This window comes from Variovorax sp. LjRoot175 (assembly GCF_964253805.1).
In the GTDB taxonomy this organism is placed as follows: domain Bacteria; phylum Pseudomonadota; class Gammaproteobacteria; order Burkholderiales; family Burkholderiaceae_C; genus Variovorax.
Genome location: NZ_CAXURY020000001.1, coordinates 4,864,174 through 4,881,316 on the forward strand (window position 1 = coordinate 4,864,174; position 17,143 = coordinate 4,881,316).

19 protein-coding genes are annotated in these 17,143 nt (G+C 63.6%); 10 read left to right on the top strand and 9 right to left on the bottom strand.

The features are described 5' to 3' along the window. Positions 1-307: 307 nt before the first annotated feature. Genes ccmI through ccmA form a run of 9 tightly spaced genes read right to left on the bottom strand, consistent with a single transcriptional unit; the run spans position 308 to position 7,079 of the window. The gene (ccmI, locus tag ACSQ89_RS24185) at positions 308-1,513 is read right to left on the bottom strand and encodes a c-type cytochrome biogenesis protein CcmI (RefSeq protein ID WP_436293448.1); all 1,206 of its coding nucleotides are present in this window, start codon (positions 1,511-1,513) and stop codon (positions 308-310) included. Beyond that, positions 1,510-1,971, bottom strand: coding sequence for a cytochrome c-type biogenesis protein (locus ACSQ89_RS24190; protein ID WP_436293447.1), 462 nt, complete (start codon positions 1,969-1,971; stop codon positions 1,510-1,512). Before ACSQ89_RS24190 ends, ccmI begins: the two co-directional genes overlap by 4 nt. After that, complete coding sequence (locus tag ACSQ89_RS24195) at positions 1,968-2,498, bottom strand: DsbE family thiol:disulfide interchange protein (RefSeq protein WP_436293446.1); 531 nt, start codon at positions 2,496-2,498, stop codon at positions 1,968-1,970. The genes ACSQ89_RS24190 and ACSQ89_RS24195 overlap by 4 nt, the downstream gene beginning before the upstream one ends. Then, complete coding sequence (locus ACSQ89_RS24200; protein WP_436293445.1) at positions 2,495-4,447, bottom strand: heme lyase CcmF/NrfE family subunit; 1,953 nt, start codon at positions 4,445-4,447, stop codon at positions 2,495-2,497. The genes ACSQ89_RS24195 and ACSQ89_RS24200 overlap by 4 nt, the downstream gene beginning before the upstream one ends. After that, complete coding sequence (gene ccmE / locus ACSQ89_RS24205; protein WP_436293444.1) at positions 4,444-4,884, bottom strand: cytochrome c maturation protein CcmE; 441 nt, start codon at positions 4,882-4,884, stop codon at positions 4,444-4,446. The genes ACSQ89_RS24200 and ccmE overlap by 4 nt, the downstream gene beginning before the upstream one ends. Next, positions 4,884-5,069 carry a heme exporter protein CcmD gene (ccmD, locus tag ACSQ89_RS24210; protein WP_436293443.1) on the bottom strand — a complete coding sequence of 62 codons (186 nt, stop codon included), beginning with the start codon at positions 5,067-5,069 and terminating at the stop codon, positions 4,884-4,886. The genes ccmE and ccmD overlap by 1 nt, the downstream gene beginning before the upstream one ends. After that, positions 5,066-5,815: a heme ABC transporter permease CcmC gene (ccmC, locus tag ACSQ89_RS24215; RefSeq protein WP_436293442.1), complete on the bottom strand. Its 750-nt coding sequence runs from the start codon at positions 5,813-5,815 to the stop codon at positions 5,066-5,068. Before ccmC ends, ccmD begins: the two co-directional genes overlap by 4 nt. Beyond that, positions 5,812-6,477: a heme exporter protein CcmB gene (ccmB, locus tag ACSQ89_RS24220; RefSeq protein ID WP_436293441.1), complete on the bottom strand. Its 666-nt coding sequence runs from the start codon at positions 6,475-6,477 to the stop codon at positions 5,812-5,814. The genes ccmC and ccmB overlap by 4 nt, the downstream gene beginning before the upstream one ends. Further along, the gene (gene ccmA, locus ACSQ89_RS24225) at positions 6,474-7,079 is read right to left on the bottom strand and encodes a cytochrome c biogenesis heme-transporting ATPase CcmA (RefSeq protein ID WP_436293440.1); all 606 of its coding nucleotides are present in this window, start codon (positions 7,077-7,079) and stop codon (positions 6,474-6,476) included. The genes ccmB and ccmA overlap by 4 nt, the downstream gene beginning before the upstream one ends. Positions 7,080-7,303: 224 nt before the next feature. Here ccmA and ACSQ89_RS24230 point away from each other — a divergent pair, with 224 nt between their 5' ends. The 10 genes from ACSQ89_RS24230 to ACSQ89_RS24275 all read left to right on the top strand — a co-directional run bounded on the left by ACSQ89_RS24230 (position 7,304) and on the right by ACSQ89_RS24275 (position 17,140). Next, positions 7,304-8,362 carry a sensor histidine kinase gene (locus ACSQ89_RS24230; protein ID WP_436296546.1) on the top strand — a complete coding sequence of 353 codons (1,059 nt, stop codon included), beginning with the start codon at positions 7,304-7,306 and terminating at the stop codon, positions 8,360-8,362. Between the two features lie 114 nt (positions 8,363-8,476). Continuing rightward, on the top strand, positions 8,477-8,917 hold the full coding sequence (gene gspG, locus ACSQ89_RS24235) for a type II secretion system major pseudopilin GspG (RefSeq protein WP_436293438.1): 441 nt from the start codon (positions 8,477-8,479) through the stop codon (positions 8,915-8,917). A 14-nt stretch (positions 8,918-8,931) separates the two neighbouring features. After that, on the top strand, positions 8,932-10,122 hold the full coding sequence (locus ACSQ89_RS24240) for a type II secretion system F family protein (protein WP_436293437.1): 1,191 nt from the start codon (positions 8,932-8,934) through the stop codon (positions 10,120-10,122). Positions 10,123-10,124: 2 nt separating this feature from the next. Continuing rightward, the gene (locus ACSQ89_RS24245) at positions 10,125-11,819 is read left to right on the top strand and encodes a GspE/PulE family protein (protein WP_436293580.1); all 1,695 of its coding nucleotides are present in this window, start codon (positions 10,125-10,127) and stop codon (positions 11,817-11,819) included. A gap of 46 nt (positions 11,820-11,865) precedes the next feature. Beyond that, the gene (locus tag ACSQ89_RS24250) at positions 11,866-12,636 is read left to right on the top strand and encodes a hypothetical protein (protein WP_436293436.1); all 771 of its coding nucleotides are present in this window, start codon (positions 11,866-11,868) and stop codon (positions 12,634-12,636) included. Further along, positions 12,633-13,184 (top strand): hypothetical protein, encoded by a 552-nt coding sequence (locus ACSQ89_RS24255; RefSeq protein ID WP_436293435.1) that lies wholly within the window; start codon positions 12,633-12,635, stop codon positions 13,182-13,184. The genes ACSQ89_RS24250 and ACSQ89_RS24255 overlap by 4 nt, the downstream gene beginning before the upstream one ends. Beyond that, positions 13,181-13,732, top strand: a complete 552-nt coding sequence (pilO, locus tag ACSQ89_RS24260; RefSeq protein ID WP_436293434.1) for a type 4a pilus biogenesis protein PilO — start codon at positions 13,181-13,183, stop codon at positions 13,730-13,732. Before ACSQ89_RS24255 ends, pilO begins: the two co-directional genes overlap by 4 nt. Next, on the top strand, positions 13,729-14,259 hold the full coding sequence (locus tag ACSQ89_RS24265; protein ID WP_436293433.1) for a hypothetical protein: 531 nt from the start codon (positions 13,729-13,731) through the stop codon (positions 14,257-14,259). The genes pilO and ACSQ89_RS24265 overlap by 4 nt, the downstream gene beginning before the upstream one ends. Further along, positions 14,259-16,652, top strand: a complete 2,394-nt coding sequence (locus tag ACSQ89_RS24270) for a secretin N-terminal domain-containing protein (RefSeq protein ID WP_436296547.1) — start codon at positions 14,259-14,261, stop codon at positions 16,650-16,652. The genes ACSQ89_RS24265 and ACSQ89_RS24270 overlap by 1 nt, the downstream gene beginning before the upstream one ends. After that, entirely contained in the window at positions 16,649-17,140 is a 492-nt protein-coding gene (locus ACSQ89_RS24275) for a type II secretion system protein (protein ID WP_436293431.1), read from the top strand. Before ACSQ89_RS24270 ends, ACSQ89_RS24275 begins: the two co-directional genes overlap by 4 nt. Positions 17,141-17,143 lie beyond the last annotated feature (3 nt).

A 17,143-nucleotide genomic window follows, 5' to 3' on the forward strand; every position in this document is an offset into this window, starting at 1 on the left:
CGCGCCGAACCAAGCGCCGCCCGGCGGCAACACTCTCGGCTGCGGCGAGGGCGCTGATCGAGATGGTGGGAGACCAGCAGTCGGACGCGGGCTGAAGCGCGTCTTGACCAGGAGCTTGAAAAAATCGGGAACCAAGGCTCGGTAGAAAACCCTAAGACTTCTCCCTTTCTCCAAGGTCGACCACCGACCTCTTGCCCCGACTGGAAACGGTCGGGGCTTTTCGTTCGTCCGGTCAGAGGCGAACGCACTAGGAACAACGGCGACGCGCGCGAAGCGAGGGCGACAAAGGCAGCGGCACAGCTTCTCCCTAGGGTCGTACCTGCGCCACCTGCAGCAGAACGCCACCCGCACCGACCTTGACCGTCTGCACGGCCGAGATCAGGTCGCCCGGTTCGGCCTTTGCAAGGCCAGTCTTGGAAATACGTGCTTCGACCTCCACCTCTGTGGCTGCAGAAATAGGCGACTGTGGGTTCATCGATTGGGAGTCGTTGAGCACGAATTTCACCGGCAACTCCGCAGCGCGAAGCCGCACCGCCGCGACCGGCATGCGGGTACCGGGCAACCGGGCAATGACCATCACCGTGTCGTCGGGGCCGGCTTTGTCCTTTAGCGAAGGATCCAGCTCCACCGTCCCGCTCACATCGCGGCCGGCTGCGGCGGCCTCCGCGACGGCGGGTGCTTTGGCGGCCAGGGCAGCCTTGGCTCTGACATCCTGGATCGCGCGCTGCAGCTTGCGCGCATCGTCGGACCCGGACGGCAGCCGCGCCGCCAGCCCTTCCCAGGCCCGCAAGGCCTGGGTGTACTCCCCGGCTTCGAGATCTGCTGCGCCCGACAACCACAGCGCCGTCGCGTTGTCGGGGTCGGCCTTCAAGGCCTTCTGGATCAGCATCGCCGGCTTGCCGGCAAGCCGGCCGCGATTGTTGATCGCTGCGACTCCCGCGTAGATGGCGAGCATCTGCGCGTCGTTGTCGATGAAGGAGCCGGCCCGCTCGAACGCTTTTTCGGCCTCCACCATGCGACCCATCGCCTTGTACGATTGCGCCAGCATGGCCCATCCCTTGAGGTTGCCCGGTTCCTTCTCTAGCTTTCGCGTCAGGGTCGCCACCATTCGCTCGAGCTCCTGGGCCTTGGCCGTTTCCTGATGAGCACCGCGCGGGGCCAAGCTGGCGGGGTTTCCGATCAGCAGGTAAAGAACGCCGGCGGCAATTGGCAGAAGCAGGCTCACGCCCACGATGGTTTTCGTGGGGGCGCGCAGCGTGCTGGTCGCGTCCTTTTCACGCGTATCTTCGAGCGCGCGCCGCTGGAGCTCGGCGCGCGCCTGCGCGTAGTCTTCCTTGCCGAGCGTGCCATCGGCCAGGTCCTGCTCCAACTTGGCGAGCTGCTCGCGGAGGATCGCTGCATTGAGCTCGCGCCGCGACGACTGCGCCCGGTCGGTCTTGTGCACGAAGGGCCGTAGCAGCAGCGCCAGAACAAGCGCGATGGCCAGCGCGGCGCCGATGAGGAATCCCATCATTTTTCGCCCTCCTTCAGCAGTGCATCGATGCGCCTCGCTTCATCTTTGGTCAGTGGGGTTTCATCGATCAAGCGGTTGCGCCGGCGCAGATAGACCAGCAGGATTGCGACACCGATGATCATCAGCAAAAAGGGGCCGGCCCACAGCAGCCACGTCTCGGGTTTGACCCGTGGCCGGTACAGCACGTAGTCCCCGTAGCGCGCCACCAGGAAGTCCCTGATTTGGTCGTCGCTTCGTCCCTGCCTGATCAGCGTACGCACTTCGCGGCGCAGATCCTGCGCCAGCTCGGCACGCGATACGGCAAGCGATTCGTTCTGGCACACCAGGCAACGCAGTTCCTCGGAAATGGCGATCATGCGCTGCTCAACGACCGGGTCTTCGGCCAACGGCATGGCCTCCTTGGTCCATCCCGTTCCGAGGGCGAGCGCAACCATCAGCAATGCAAACAGGCGCTTCACGAATTCTTCAGCTGGTTGATGAGGGGCAGGATGGTTTTTTGCAGCGCCTCGGGCGTGATCGGTCCGATCTGCTTGTGGCGGATGACGCCTTTCTTGTCGATGATGTAGGTCTCCGGCACACCGTAGACCCCATAGTCGATGCCGACGCGGCCATCGACGTCGAGCGCAGAGAGGTTGTACGGATTGCCGTGCTGACCGAGGAATCTCAGCGCGTCCTCGCGCTTGTCCTTGTAGTTCAGGCCGATCAGGGGCAGCACTTGCGAGCGCGAGAGCTCCACCAGCAGCGGGTGCTCCAGCCGGCAGGCCACGCACCACGACGCCCAGACGTTCAGCATCCAGACCTGGCCTTTCAAGTCGGCCGGCGAGAAGGTCTTCTCCGGAACGATCAGCTGCGGGACCTTGAATACGGGCGCCGCCTTGCTGACCAGGGGGGAAGGAATCTCGTGCGGGTCTCTCTTCAGTCCGACGGCAAGAAAGCCGATCAGCACCCCGAACAGCGCGAGCGGGATCAGAAACTTGGCCTTCATGGGGATGCACCTCGCAGTGCCGTTATGGCCTCCTGGGCCCGAGCGCGGATTCGCAGACGGTAGCGCCGGTCGGACACCGCGCAGAGGCCGCCCAGGGCCATCAGCAGGCACCCGCCCCAGATCCAGTCCACGAACGGCTTGAAGTAGACGCGCACGGCCCAGGCGTTGCCCTCGAGCGGCTCGCCGAGCGAGACATAGACGTCGCGCGTGAAGCCCGCGTCGATGGCCGCTTCGGTCATCGGCATCGATGAGGACGCGTAGATGCGTTTTTCCGGATGGAGGGTGCGGCTCGCGCGAGCGCCCTGGCTGACCTCGAACTGGCCGCGCGCTGCGCTGTAGTTCGGGCCCGCCACGCGAGTGACCCCCAGGAACTTGAACTCATGGCCGCCGACGGTGACGCTGTCGCCCGGCTCCATGCGGACATCCTTTTCCTGCTGGAAGCCGCCGACCAGGGTCACGCCCATCACGAAGACGGCGATGCCAAGGTGCCCGAACTGCATGCCCCAGAACGACAGCGGCGGCATGCCTTCTTTCAGGCGCGTGGCGATCTGCATGGCCATGGACGTTGCGACCCACACGGACAGCAGCGTGCCCAGGCCGGTCAGAACCGTCCAGCCGCCCATCAGCAGAGGAATGGCGACGGCACCCAGCACCGCCAGGACAGCGGCAATCCACAGCCGCCGTGCCATGTCCTTGATATCCGCATGCTTCCAGCGCGCCAATGGGACGGCGGCCATCAGGAACAGCACCGGGGCCATCACGGGGACGAAGACCGTGTTGAAGTAAGGCGGCCCGACCGAAATCTTGCCCAGGTTGAGTGCATCCACGATCAGCGGATACAGCGTGCCGAGCAGCACCGAGCCGGTCGCGACCACGAGCAGCACGTTTCCCACCAGCAGCAGCGTTTCACGCGACATCAGCGCGAAGCTCCCGCCCAGGGCCACCTTGGGCGCGCGCCAGGCGAACAGCGCCAGCGACGAGCCGATCACCAGCGTGAGCAGCACCAGGATAAAGACGCCGCGCTTCGGGTCGGTGGCAAAAGCGTGCACCGAGGTGAGTACGCCGGAGCGTACGAGGAAGGTGCCCAGCAGCGACAGCGAAAACGCCCCGATGGCCAGCAGCACCGTCCAGCTCTTGAAGCTGCCGCGCTTTTCCGTGACGGCCAGCGAATGGATGAGCGCCGTGCCGATCAGCCAGGGCATGAAGGAGGCGTTCTCCACCGGATCCCAGAACCACCAGCCGCCCCAGCCCAGTTCATAGTAAGCCCACCAGGACCCCAGAGCGATGCCCAGCGTGAGGAAGATCCAGGCGGTGGTGGTCCAGGGCCGCGACCAGCGCGCCCACGCGGCGTCTAGGCGGCCTGCGAGTAGCGCGGCGATCGCGAATGCGAACGCGACTGAGAATCCGACGTATCCCATGTAGAGCATCGGCGGATGGAAGATGAGGCCGGGGTCCTGCAGCAACGGGTTGAGGTCGCGTCCTTCCACGGCCGCCGGCACCAGCCGCTCGAAAGGATTCGAGGTCAGCAGCACGAACAGGAGCAGGCCGCAAGCGACGAGGCCGAGCACGCCCAGCACCCGCGCGACCATGGTTTCGTCGAGCGCGCGCGACAGCTGCGCGACCGCCATGGTCCAGCCCGCAAGCATCAAGAGCCACAGCAGCAGGGAGCCTTCATGCCCGCCCCACACCGCGGCCAGCCGGTAAGGCGTGGGCAACAGCGAGTTGGAATGACCGACGACATAGGCCACCGAGAAATCGTTGAGGTAGAAGCTCCAGGCCAGCGCGACGAACGACGCCGTCACCAGCAGGAAGAGCACTTGTGCGGCCGGGCGCGCCAGCAGCAGCCATTCGCGGCGGCCATAGTGCGCCCCGAGCAGCGGCAGCGTGCCGAGCAGGCCAGCCACGCAAAGGGCGAGGATCAGGGCGAAATTGCCAAGTTCGGGGATCATGGCTTAGGCGCTTCTTCAGCGCGTTTGGCCTGCTCGAGCGCGTGTTGCGCGGCCGGCGGCATGTAGTTCTCGTCATGCTTGGCCAGCACCTCGGACGCGGTGAAGTTGCCGTCCGCGCCCAGTCTGCCTTGCACCACGGCGCCTTTACCCTCCTTGAACAGGTCGGGCAGGATGCCGGTATACGAGACAGGAATATCTTTCGCCAGATCGGTCAACACGAAATGGACTGTCAGGTTGTCGCGCTTAAGCGAGTGGTCCTTGACCATGCCCCCGATGCGAAACACCTGGCCCTGAGGCGACTTGCCGGCCGCGACCTCGCTGGGCGTCACATACAAGGCGATATTGCTGTTGAGCGCGTTGAGCACCAGAGCAGCCGCAACGCCGACGGCCAGCACGCCCCCGGCAACGATCGCAGCACGCTTTTTCCATTTTTTCATCAGGCCTCCTGGTCCATCTGTTCGGCCAGTGCATGGCGGCGCAGGCTGCGCACGATCGCCTGGTGGCGCCTGCTCAGAAGGAAAGGCTCGAGGGCAAGGGCCGCGACACACACGCCGAAGCTGCCCCAGACATACAGCCCATAGCCACCCATGGCGAAGAAGTCGGCCGCGGAATGCCAGTTCATGGCGCAACCTCCGCCAGGCTGCGCACCCAATCCGTGTGAGCTTCGCGCTCGAGGATGATGGTGCGAAGGCGACTGAGCGCCATCGCCACCGAGTACATCCAGAAGCACAGCACCATCAGAAGCATGCCCCACAACATGGTCTGGGCCATCGAGGGCGACCTGGTCAGCGATACCGACGCGCCCTGGTGCAGCGTGTTCCACCATTTCACCGAGAAATAAATGATCGGCACGTTCACCACGCCCACCAGCGCGAGGATCGCGCCGGCCTTGTCGGCGCGCCGGGGGTCGTCGATGGCGGCCTGCAGCGCTATGAAGCCCAGGTACAGGAAGAACAGGATCAGCTCGGAGGTCAGACGCGCATCCCACACCCACCAGGTTCCCCACATGGGCTTGCCCCAGAAGGCCCCGGTGCACAGCGACAGGAAAGCCATCAGCGCCCCGGTGGGAGCAAGCGCCTGCGCCATCATTCCCGAGAGCCGCGCGTTGAGCGCCAGCCCGATTCCGGCCCAGCTCGCCATCACCACATAGATGAACATCGACATCCACGATGCCGGTACGTGGACAAAGATAATGCGGTAACCCTCGCCCTGCGTGGCGTCGCTCGGGGCGACGAACAAGCCGACCCAGAGCCCGGCAATACCGAACATGGCCGCCAGCAGCCAGAACCAGGGAATCATCTTTCCCGCCAGAGGATAGAAGCTGTAGGGACTGGTGAGCTTGAACCAGTTGATGATTTGATTGCTCATTCCAGTGCAATCCTCAACGCCGCCGTGGTCGCCCAGGGCGCGAAGAACACGGCCATCGCCAGCATTGCGGCGAGCAGCGACAGATGGCCGGTGGCGCCAAGCCCCGCAGTGTGGGCGTGGACCGCGCCCGCGCCGAAAATCAGCGTCGGGATGTAGAGCGGCAGCACCAGCAGGCTCAGCAGGACGCCGCCGCCGCGCACTCCAAGGGTGAGAGCGGCACCGATGCCACCCACCAGCGACAGCACCGGCGTGCCCAGCAGCAGCCCCAGCGTCAGCACGCCCAACGCGCCGCGGTCGAGGTCGAACTGCATGCCGAGCAAGGGAGCGAGGAACACCAGTGGCAGGCCCGACACCAGCCAATGCGCCATGTTCTTGCCGCTCACGAGCAGCGCCAGGGGTGTGGGCGACAGCAGCATCTGCTCGAGCGTGCCATCCGCATGGTCGGCCGCGAACATGCGCTGCAGCCCCAGCATGGTGGCCAGCAGCGCGCCGACCCACAGCACGCCCGGCGCGATCTTGCGCAGCAGCGCCGTCTCCGGACCGATGCCCAGCGGGAACAGGCTGGTGACGATGACGAAGAAGAAGAGTGCCGTGAGCACCTCCGTCTTGCGGCGCATCGCGAGGAGCAGGTCACGGCGTATCACGGCCAGCACCGCCTTCACAGGTCGATCGCCTTGCCGCCGGCGATCTGCACCGCCTGGTGGCTTGTGACCACGGCCATACCGCCATGGTCAAGGTGCTCACCGATGAGCGTTCCCAGCATCTCCACGGCGCGGGTGTCGAGTGCGGTGAAAGGCTCGTCCAGCAGCCACAGCTTCGCTTTTCGGGTGACGAGGCGTGCGAGCAGCACGCGCCGCTTTTGGCCGGCCGAGAGAAAACGCACAGGTTGGTCCTCACGCCCCTTGAGGCCGAGGCGTTGCAGCGCAGCAAACGCTTCTGGCCGTTGCAGACCCATACCGTCGAGCTCCGACGCAAGTTGGAGATTCTCAAGCGCAGTGAGTTCTTCCTTCACCGCCGCATGGTGACCGAGGAACAGCAGGTCGGCGCGGTACGCCTGCGCGTCCTGGCCAGTCGGCTTGCCGCACCAACGAATCTCGCCCTGCACCGGCTGCGACAGCCCGGCGAGAAGCCTGAGCAGGCTGGTCTTGCCGCAGCCGTTGGCACCGCGCACGTGCAGCCACTCGCCGGGCTCGACCTTGAAGTCGATGCCGGTGAAGACGGAACGTTCTCCGTGCACGCAGGATAGGTCGGTGACATTCAACATTGTATGAATTGTCAGCGTCTGTATTTCGCTTGTCGATGGACGTCTTCACGGACGTACCGGGACAAATCTCCCCCTTCGATCAGGACAGTCCTCCCTACACGAGCCGTTCCTTTCAAGGAATAATACGTTTGTTTCTATGCATTGCACAAGAGAGGGGGTCGAGGATGGCTTCCAGGCACGGACGCAGGGCAGCTGCGGATGGTCCCCTCATGGCTGCTGGTGCAATGAGATTCGCCGGTTCGACGGGCGTGGCGTTTCTGAATGAGACGTTAGTCAATGACGCCCTCGCCAGCAGCGAGAGCGCAGGCGCCGCGGCCACGTACGGGATCGATGCAGCGGCAGGCAGTATCGATCTGGGCCGGGCGGGCAGCGCACCCCTCGGCTTGAAAGCAGCGAGCGCTATCTTCAGCATCACGCATACCCAGGCCGATGGTCAGCTTCCTAAGCTAATCGCGGACCCTGTTGGCCAAGAGACAGCGCAGGCATTGCGTGAGGCCCGGAAAGAACTGCGACGACTCTCCGGCCTGTTGGTATCGATACAGGAGGACGAGCGCAGGCGGATTGCGCTGGACTTGCACGATGGGCTGGGACAGTCCCTGAGTCTTATCAAGCTCGCGATCGAGCAGTCCGCCAAGTTGCTTGACAAGGGCGCGACAACCAAGGCCAGCGAGTCGCTGCGACAGCTGACCCCCCGGGTCGAGGAGGCACTGGTGGAGTTGCGCCGCGTATCCACGGAATTGCGGCCCTCGATGCTCGATGACCTCGGCATTCTGCCCACGCTGTCATGGTTCTTCCGTGAATTCGACGCCGTATGCAGTGGCGTCGTGCTCGAGAGGACGGTCGATGTCGCCGAGCACGAGGTACCGGTGGCGCTGCATATCACCCTCTATCGCATTCTTCAGGAAGCGTTCCACAACATCGTCAAACACGCGGTGGCCGACCGGGTGCGGGTCCGCCTGGCTCGTATCGATGGTGCGTTGCATCTGGTGATCGAGGACAACGGCCGCGGATTCGATCCGACCACCGTCAAGTGGGTGGAAGGCCAGTCGAGGGGACTGGGCCTGCTCAGCATGAAGGAGCGCGCCTCGTTGTCGGGAGGAACCTATCACCTGATTTCCGCGCCAGGGCAAGGCACCTGCATTCAAGTGTTGTGGCCGTCAGGCATTTGCCCGACCACCATCGATTGCTGTCGGGCATCCGAATGCATCGGACCGCAAGTGTCGTGTCCAGAGATCAGGGCCGCACAGGATCGCGATCAGAAAAATACAGTGCACCGCGTATGAACGTATACGGTGGTCCACCCACAGCCAGAGTGCACTTGCGCCGCTAAGGTAAGTACGGCGCTGAGTCATTTGCGTTTTGTCGATCGGCTCAAACAGACACCGGAGACTATCGAAATGCAGCACACAGGGAATGCCAAGAACTCCGCAGGCGGCAGCGGCCGGGGTTTCACCCTGCTCGAACTGCTGGTTGTCATGATGATCATCGGTCTGCTGGCCGGCTACGTCGGGCCCAAGTACTTTTCGCAGATCGGCAAGTCGGAGGTCAAGGCGACACGAGCCCAGCTCGACGCGCTGGGTAAGGCACTGGACCAGTTCCGGCTCGACACCGGCCACTACCCCACCACGGAGCAGGGACTGGTGACGCTCGTCCAACGTCCTCCCGATGAGCCGAAGTGGGCCGGCCCGTACCTCACCAAAGCCGTTCCGCCCGATCCCTGGGGCAACCCCTACGTCTTCATCATGCCGGGCGAGCATGGAGAGTACGACCTGCTGTCGTACGGCAAGGATGGCAAGCCCGGCGGCGAGGGCGAAGCCGCCGAAATCACGAACTGGTAGTAGGAACGAACACCATGCGCTACCAGGTCAAGGCATTGCGCGGCGATGAAGAGCTGACGGCTTTCGCTTTCGATGCCGTAGACGCAGGCGATGCGGCAAACCAGGCACGAGACCGGGGATATACGGTGATCGCGATCAGTCCCAAAGCGGCTTGGCCGCGCTGGCACAAGGCGGGCACCGGCAGATTTCCCCTGGTCCTGTTCAGCCAGGAATTGCTGGCCCTTCTGGAAGCAGGACTGTCGCTCGTGGAGTCGCTGGAAGCCCTGGCCGAAAAGGAGCAGCAGGCCGAGGTCCGAAAGACGCTCGTGCAAATTATCGCCACCCTGTACGAAGGGCATACCTTGTCCCATGCGCTGCAACATTCGCCAGCGAATTTTCCGCTGTTGTACGTGGCAACCGTGCGCGCAAGCGAGAAAACCGGGGGCTTGCCGGAAGCACTGTCGCGCTACGTGGCTTACCAGACGCAAATGGATGCCGTCAGGCGACAGGTGGTCAGTGCCTCAATCTACCCACTCCTGCTGATCGGTGTCGGCGCTTTGGTGACGCTGTTTCTCATGGTGTACGTGGTACCGCGATTCAGCCATATCTATGCCGAAATCGGCGGTGAGTTGCCGCTGATGTCGCGGCTGCTGATGCGCTGGGGCCAGCTGCTGGATGCCCACGGCGCGGCCATTCTGGCAGCCGCTTTGCTCACTCTGCTCGGAGTGATCTACGCGGCCACCCGCCCAGCCAGCAAGCACTGGCTGATGCGCGCACTGTGGCAGCTACCCAGCCTTGGAAGACGGTTGCACGTTTTTCAGCTCGCCCGCTTCTACCGTTCGCTCGGCATGTTGTTGCGCGGCGGTATGCCGGTGCTGAGCTCCTTGCAGATGGTGTCCGACCTGCTGGAGTCTTCACTGCGCGGCCAACTCGGGCTGGCCTTGGCGCGCATCCGTGAAGGCCATGCGCTTTCCAGTGCCATGGAGCAATACGGCCTCACGACGCCCGTGGCGTCGCGCATGCTGCGCGTCGGCGAGCGTACCGGGCGCATGGGCGAGATGATGGAGCGCATCGCCACGTTTTACGAGGAAGAAACGGCGCGCTGGGTCGAACGCTTCACCAAGCTCTTCGAGCCCTTGCTGATGGTGTTCATCGGCCTGGTCATCGGCGGCATCGTAGTGCTCATGTATTTCCCGATTTTTGAACTTGCGGCGAGCATTCAATGAACATGTCAGAGCCCCTCGATCTCGACCTCGGCCAGGGGTTTTCGCCGGCGCAGGTGCACTCGGCGCGCAGCGCGGCGCGTCAGGCGCGGCGCGCCGGCGTCGAGGTGCTGGAGGAACAGTCGGGATTCGATCCGCAGCGCTTTGTGCAGGAGCTGGCAACGACGCTGCACTATCCCGCCGCGACGATGGAGGATCTGCGCCGCATGACTCCCGCGTTCGACGTGCTGCCGTTTGCCGAGGCGGTGGAACGCCAGTGCCTGGCCCTGCGTGACCAGAGCCAGGCGCTGGTGTTGGTCATGGGCGATCCTTTCGACGACGACCTCCAGGCGTGGGCCGAGCAGCGCGTGGCCGCCCGTTTCAGCTGGTGCCTTGCGCACCACGCCGACGTGGCGGCGTATCTGACACGCCACGAGGAAACCCTGCATGCCATGGATGGCCTGCTGCCCAGTGGCGCCCGTGACACCAGCGCGCAGAACGCGGCCGCCGACCTGTCATTCAAGAGCATCAGTGAAGACACCAGCCCCGTGGTCAAGCTGGTTCACTCGACGGTATACGACGCACTGAAAGCGTCCGTGAGCGATATTCATCTGGAGACCACGCAGGGCGGGCTGAGTATTCGCTATCGCATCGATGGTGTGCTGACCACAGTCGGGTCTCTGGCCGGAATGGAGCTCGCGCAGCAGGTCATTTCCCGCATCAAGATCATGTCCGAACTCGACATTGCGGAGCGCCGGATCCCGCAGGACGGCCGCTTCAAGGTGTCGGTGCAAGGCCACGAGGTGGATTTCCGCGTGTCCATCATGCCCAGCATCTTCGGCGAGGATGCAGTCCTGCGCATCCTGGACAAGCAAACCCTGTCCGATCAGATCAAAGGGCTGCGCCTGGACTATCTCGGCTTCGACGAGCACACCCTGACTCGTCTGCGCCGCCTGGCCAGCGAAGCCTACGGCATGCTGCTGGTGACCGGTCCTACAGGATCAGGCAAGACCACCACGCTGTATGCGGCGCTCACCGAGATCAATCACGGCCAGGACAAGATCGTCACGATCGAGGACCCGGTCGAGTACCAGTTGCCCGGCGTCCTGCAAATCCCGGTCAATGAGAAGAAAGGGCTGACGTTTGCCCGCGGTCTGCGCTCCATTCTTCGACATGATCCGGACAAGATCATGGTCGGCGAGATCCGCGACTCCGAAACTGCGCAAATCGCGGTGCAGTCGGCATTGACCGGCCACCTGGTGTTCACCACCGTGCACGCCAACAACGTGTTCGATGTGATCGGCCGATTCATCCATATGGGAGTGGACCCCTACAGCTTCGTTTCCGCCATGAACGGCATCATGGCGCAGCGGCTGCTGCGGATGAACTGCCCGCATTGCGTCGAAGCGGATGAGCCTGACGCCCTCCTGCTGGCCGAATCCGGCATCTCTGCCGAACAGGCGCACAACATGACATTCCGCGCCGGTCGTGGCTGCGGTCATTGTCGCGGCACAGGCTTCAAGGGGCGCCGCGCCATCGGCGAGATCCTCCATCTCAACGACGAAATCCGCGAAGCCATCATTGCCCGCCAGCCGATCCGCGTGATCCGCGAGGCGGCAAGGCGCAACGGCACCCGCTTCTTGCGCGAAATCGCTCTGGAAACGGTCGGCCGAGGCCATACCACGCTGAAGGAGATCAACCGTGTCACCCTGGTTGCATAAGGAACTACGGGTCTTCTTGTGCCCCGAACGGGTAACACTCTTGCCTATGCGGCGTGCGCTCACCCTCAGAGGCATTCGCCGCACCATCGACGACCCACAATTCGTTTTCGTCGAGGGCACGAACGCCGCGCAGCCATGGCGCCCCGCGCTGCTGGCGCTGGAGGCCGCACTGCCTGCCGTCGCGAAGGAAAGGACGGCCGCCACGGTCGTCCTCTCCAACCAATTTGTGGGCTACACCCTGGTGCCCTGGCAGGCGGGGCTGGCTGACTCGCAGGAGGACCTGTCCTATACCCGCCATTGCTTCACGAAGGTATACGGCAAGGCCGCGCTGCAGTGGGAGTTGCGTCTGAGCCATCAAGCGCCTGAAAGGCCGAGACTTGCCAGCGGCGTCGATGCGGAATTGCTCGACGGCCTCAGAAGCGTGTTCGTCCGGCCAGGCATCGCCCTGCGCTCCGTCCAACCTCATCTGATGCCGGCCTTCAACGATGTCAGGCGCCGGCTGCGGCAGCGCAGTGCGTGGTTCGCGCTGCTTGAACCCGGCCATCTATGCCTCGCCCTGCTGCGCAATGGGCACTTCTCGCGGGTGCGCAGCCAGCGCATCGAAAGCAGCGAGGAACTGCCAAGAATACTTGAGAGGGAGGCGTTCCTGGCCGATGAACCGCCAGTGCCGAAAGACGTTTACGTCGCGCATCTGTATCCTGGCGAAAGGGTGCTTCCGGAACTCGATGGCTGGCAGTTTCATGCGTTCAACCCTGCGCCGGCGGATAGTCCTCCGTCGACGGAAGGTGGGCATTTCGTCATGACGAGGCCGGGGTGATCGCGATGCGTGCCCTGCAGCTCGATTTCCAGCGCGCTTACAAGCCCGTGCCGTGGCTCGGGCTCGCCGTGCTGCTGGCGGCATTGGTCACGCTCGCCACGATGACCGGCTATTACCAGACGCTGAACGAGGAGACCCGCCTCTCGGAAAGCAAGGCCGACCAGGCCGCACGGCTGTCAGGTCAACACGCGAGTGTGTCGCGCCCTCTGACCGAACACGCAGCGCGTGCGCAGATGCTGGAAGTCAAACAGGCCAACCAGGTGATGCGCCAGCTTGGCCTACCGTGGAACGCGCTGTTCAACGCCGTGGAGAGTTCGGGCGGGAAGGACGTTGCCCTGCTGTCGCTGGAACCCGACCTGCACAACGGCGTGGTGAAGATCGGCGGCGAAGCGAAGGATTTCGATGTCTTGCTGAACTATGTGAAAGAACTCTCGACGCGAGACGTGTTCGGCACCGTCATGCTGCAGAACCACCAGATCCAGCGGGATATCGCGGAGAAGCCGGTACGGTTTACCTTGATTGCCCACTGGAAGGGAGTCGCACCGTGAATCTTCACCTGACTTCCGCCATTCGACGAGAGCGCCACCAGCTAGGCTTGCCGGGCGCCCTGGGTGCGGGCGGGCTCGCGCTGTGTCTGGGTCTCTACTTCTCGATCCTGCAACCGGCGCAGCAGCGCCGCGACGCGGCACGCCTCGCCGCGAGTTCGCTGCACAAGCGCATTGCACAGGCCGGCCCAGACTCGAATCAAGTGGTGCCGCTGGGCGAACAGCTCGCCGCCTTCTATCGGCTTTTCCCCAGCGAGCAGGACTCGACCGATTCGATCGGCAAGATCGCCGCCATCGCGAAGCGCCACGGCCTGGTTCTGCAACAGGCCGAGTACAAGGCGCAACGCGACAAGACCGGCAGGCTGACCCGCCTTCAGATGAACCTGCCGCTCAAGGGGGAGTACCAGATCATCCGCCGGTTTCTCGCTGACGTGAACGCGGAAATGGAGACCGTCTCTCTCGAACAAGTGCAGTTCGAGCGTCAAAAAGTGGGCGATCCGCTGGTGGACGCCAAAGTCCGGCTGGTCATTCATCTGGGGACCGCGTCATGAGCTCGCGGACGTGGCGACGCTACGCGCTGTTCGGCACGCTGGCCTTGGTGCTGGTCTTGTCGGCCGTTTCAGGAAAAGGCTGGAATATCGCGGGAGAGCCGATGGTGGCGCCATCGCCATCGCGCCCGCCGCAGGTGTCGCGTGCGCCGGCGCAATCTCTGCCGTCGATCGCGCTCGAGCGTTTGCAGCGGCGCGATGCTCCCGCGGACTCTGCGAAGTTGGCCGGCAATACTTTCGGGGCGATGACCTGGCATGTGCCGCCGCCGCCACCACCGCCGAAGCCCGTTGCCAAACCCACGCCGCCGCCACCGCCGACAGCCCCTCCGATGCCCTTCACCTTTCTGGGACGTTATGAGGATGAGGGGGTGCGGATCATCATGCTGGTCAAAGGGGACCGGATCTACACGGTTTCCGAGGGCGACGTGATCGACCGGACCTACCGCGTGGAGCGCCTGGCAGGCGGGCAGCTGGAGCTGATCTACTTGCCGCTGGGCATCAAGCAAACTGTCAGTGCTGGGGGGACCTGATGCATGCTGCCATCGCCACGTCCATGAGCGGGATTGTCATCAGCCTGTTGCTGGCGTTGCTGACCGGATGCGCCGGTCATCAGTTGCACCGGGAGGGCATGGCGCTGATCGCGCAGGGGCGGGCCGAGGAAGGCCTGGCGAAGCTGGCGCAAGCCAGCAGCGCAGATCCGGACAACGTGTCCTATCAAACGGACTTCTTGCGCAGCCGGAACCTGGCGGTGAGTCGCCTGCTGGCAGCGGCCGACAGTGAACGGGCAGCGGATCGGCCAGCGGCTGCGCGGGCCATCTATGAACGCATTCTTGCCATCCATCCGGGCAACAGCCGGGCGGTGTTCGGCCTCGAGATGCTGGACATGGACGCCCGTCACGAGGCGGCGCTGACAAGTGCGGACGCCCTGCTCAAAAAGCGGGATACCGACGCTGCGCGGGCGGCCCTCGCACCGGTCTTGCTTGAAAGCCCTAGGAACGGCAAAGCCCTGCTGCTGCAACGGAAGATCAACGAGCAGGTGGCCAAGGAAGCGTTGCCCGAACCTTCTCTCAAGGCAAAGTTCACCAAACCGGTCACCCTGCAATTCCGCGACGCGAATCTCAACATGGTGTTCGAGGCTCTGTCGCGCACCAGCGGCATCAATGTGCTGCTGGACCGTGACGTCAAGGCCGATCTGAAAACTTCGATCTTCGTGAGGGATGTGTCGGTGGAGGACACCATCAACTTGATCCTGCTGCAGAACCAGATGGAGAAGAAGGTCATTAGCGACAACACGGTGTTCATCTATCCGGCCACAGCGGCAAAGCTCAAGGAATATCAAGACCTGAAGATCAGGAGCTTTCACCTGGCCAATGCCGATCCCAAGCAGATGCTTACCATGGTCAAGACGCTGCTGAAGACCAAGGACGTTTTCATTCACGAGAAGACCAACTCGATCGTGATGCGCGACACGCCCGACGCGATCCGGCTTGCGGAAAAGATGATCGCCGATCAGGACATCGATCAGCCCGAAGTCATGCTGGAAGTGGAAGTGCTGGAAGTGAGCACCTCACGACTGAGCGAATTGGGGATCAGATGGCCGAGCAGCTTCGGCCTGGCCACGCCGCCTGAGGCCTCTACGCTGGGGCAATTGCGAGCACTGGGTCGCAACGATCTGCTGGCCACCCCTCTGAGCGCCACGCTTAACCTCGCGCTGGAAGATGGCGATACCAACGTGCTTGCCAGCCCGCGCATCCGGGTTCGCAACCGGGAGAAGGCAAAGATCATGATCGGCAGCCGGGTGCCGGTGATCACCAATGCGGTAACGCCGCTCTCCACCGGCACACCGGTCATCACCGGCAGCGTGCAGTACCTGGACGTTGGCCTGAAGCTGGATGTGGAGCCCGACATCAATCTGGACAACGAGGTGGTGATCAAAGTGGCACTGGATGTCAGCTCGATCATCAAGGAAGTGCTCAACGCGCAATCGGGCTCGCTTGCGTATGAGATCGGCACCCGCAACGCCACCACGGTGCTGCGCCTGAAAGATGGTGAAACGCAGATCCTGGCAGGCCTGATCAACGATGAAGAACGCAAGACTGCCACCAAGGTGCCCGGGCTTGGCCAACTGCCGGTCATTGGCCGGCTGTTCTCGAGCCATAGGGACAACGGGTCGAAAACCGAGATCGTGCTGTCCATCACCCCGCGCATCGTCGCAAGGGATCGCCTGCCCGACATCAGTGAAGTGGAGTATTGGAGCGGCACCGAGTCCAGCCTGCGCAACGGGACGCTCAGCATGAACCCTATGGGCACCGTGTCCCTCGCCAGCGGGTCGACAGCGCCCCCAATAGCGGCAGTGGCACCGCTGCCTGGGCGCTCCACTCGCCGGGGTGCGCAGAGCCCCGCACCGGCCGCATCTGCGCCGGCCATCCAAGCACCGGCTGCCTCGACCGACACGGCCGCCCCCCCACCGGCCGTCACCGCACCGCCCGCCCCCGCACGGGCCGCCCCGGTCGCGCTGACCTGGCAAGGGCCCGCACAAGTGAAGCCGGGCGACAAGGTCAATCTGACGCTCAATGTCAACTCCGAGCAGGCACTGAACCGGCTCGATCTGCTGGTCACTTTCAACCCGGAGGTGTTCAGGTCGGTCGACGTTGTGGAAGGAGCCTTCTTGCGGCAGACCAACGCGCCATTGATCTTGTCAAAAGCCGTCGATCAGGCGAGCGGCCAGATTCAGCTGGGCGTCACGGGCAGCAGTCCGGATGGCGCCAGCGGGACAGGCACGCTGGTCACGCTGGTGTTCGAGGCCATTGCGACCACTCCCAATTCGCAGATCATCGTCGGCCGCTTGGCCCCCACTGGCCCTGGCGGTGCGGCGCTGACGGCGACAGCACCCGAACCTTACGTCGTCAGGGTGATCCCATGAGCGCACGCCTTGCCTCGACACGTCATGGATTCACCCTGATCGAGATGATGGTGACGGTGGCGATCGTCGGCGTGCTGGCGTCGATCGCCGTTCCATTCGCAGAAATTGCCGTGCAACGCGGCAAGGAGCAGGAACTGCGCCATGCACTGCGAGAGATTCGCACAGCCCTTGACGCCTACAAGAAAGCCGTCGAAGACGGTCGGACCCTGAGCGCCAGGACCGAGTCGGGTTATCCCGCGTCCCTGCAAGTGCTGGTTGACGGGGTGGATGATGCGAGCAATCCCGCGAAGAAAAAGCGAGTTCATTTCCTTCGGCGCATTCCACGCGATCCGTTTTCTGCGGACCCGACTCGGACGGCTGAAGAGAGCTGGGGCAAGCGCAGCTATGAAAGCAGCGCGGACGCGCCGCAGGAGGGCGCAGACGTATTCGATGTCTATACGCGAGCGTCCGGGACCGGTCTGAACGGAATTCCATACAGCAGATGGTAGGAA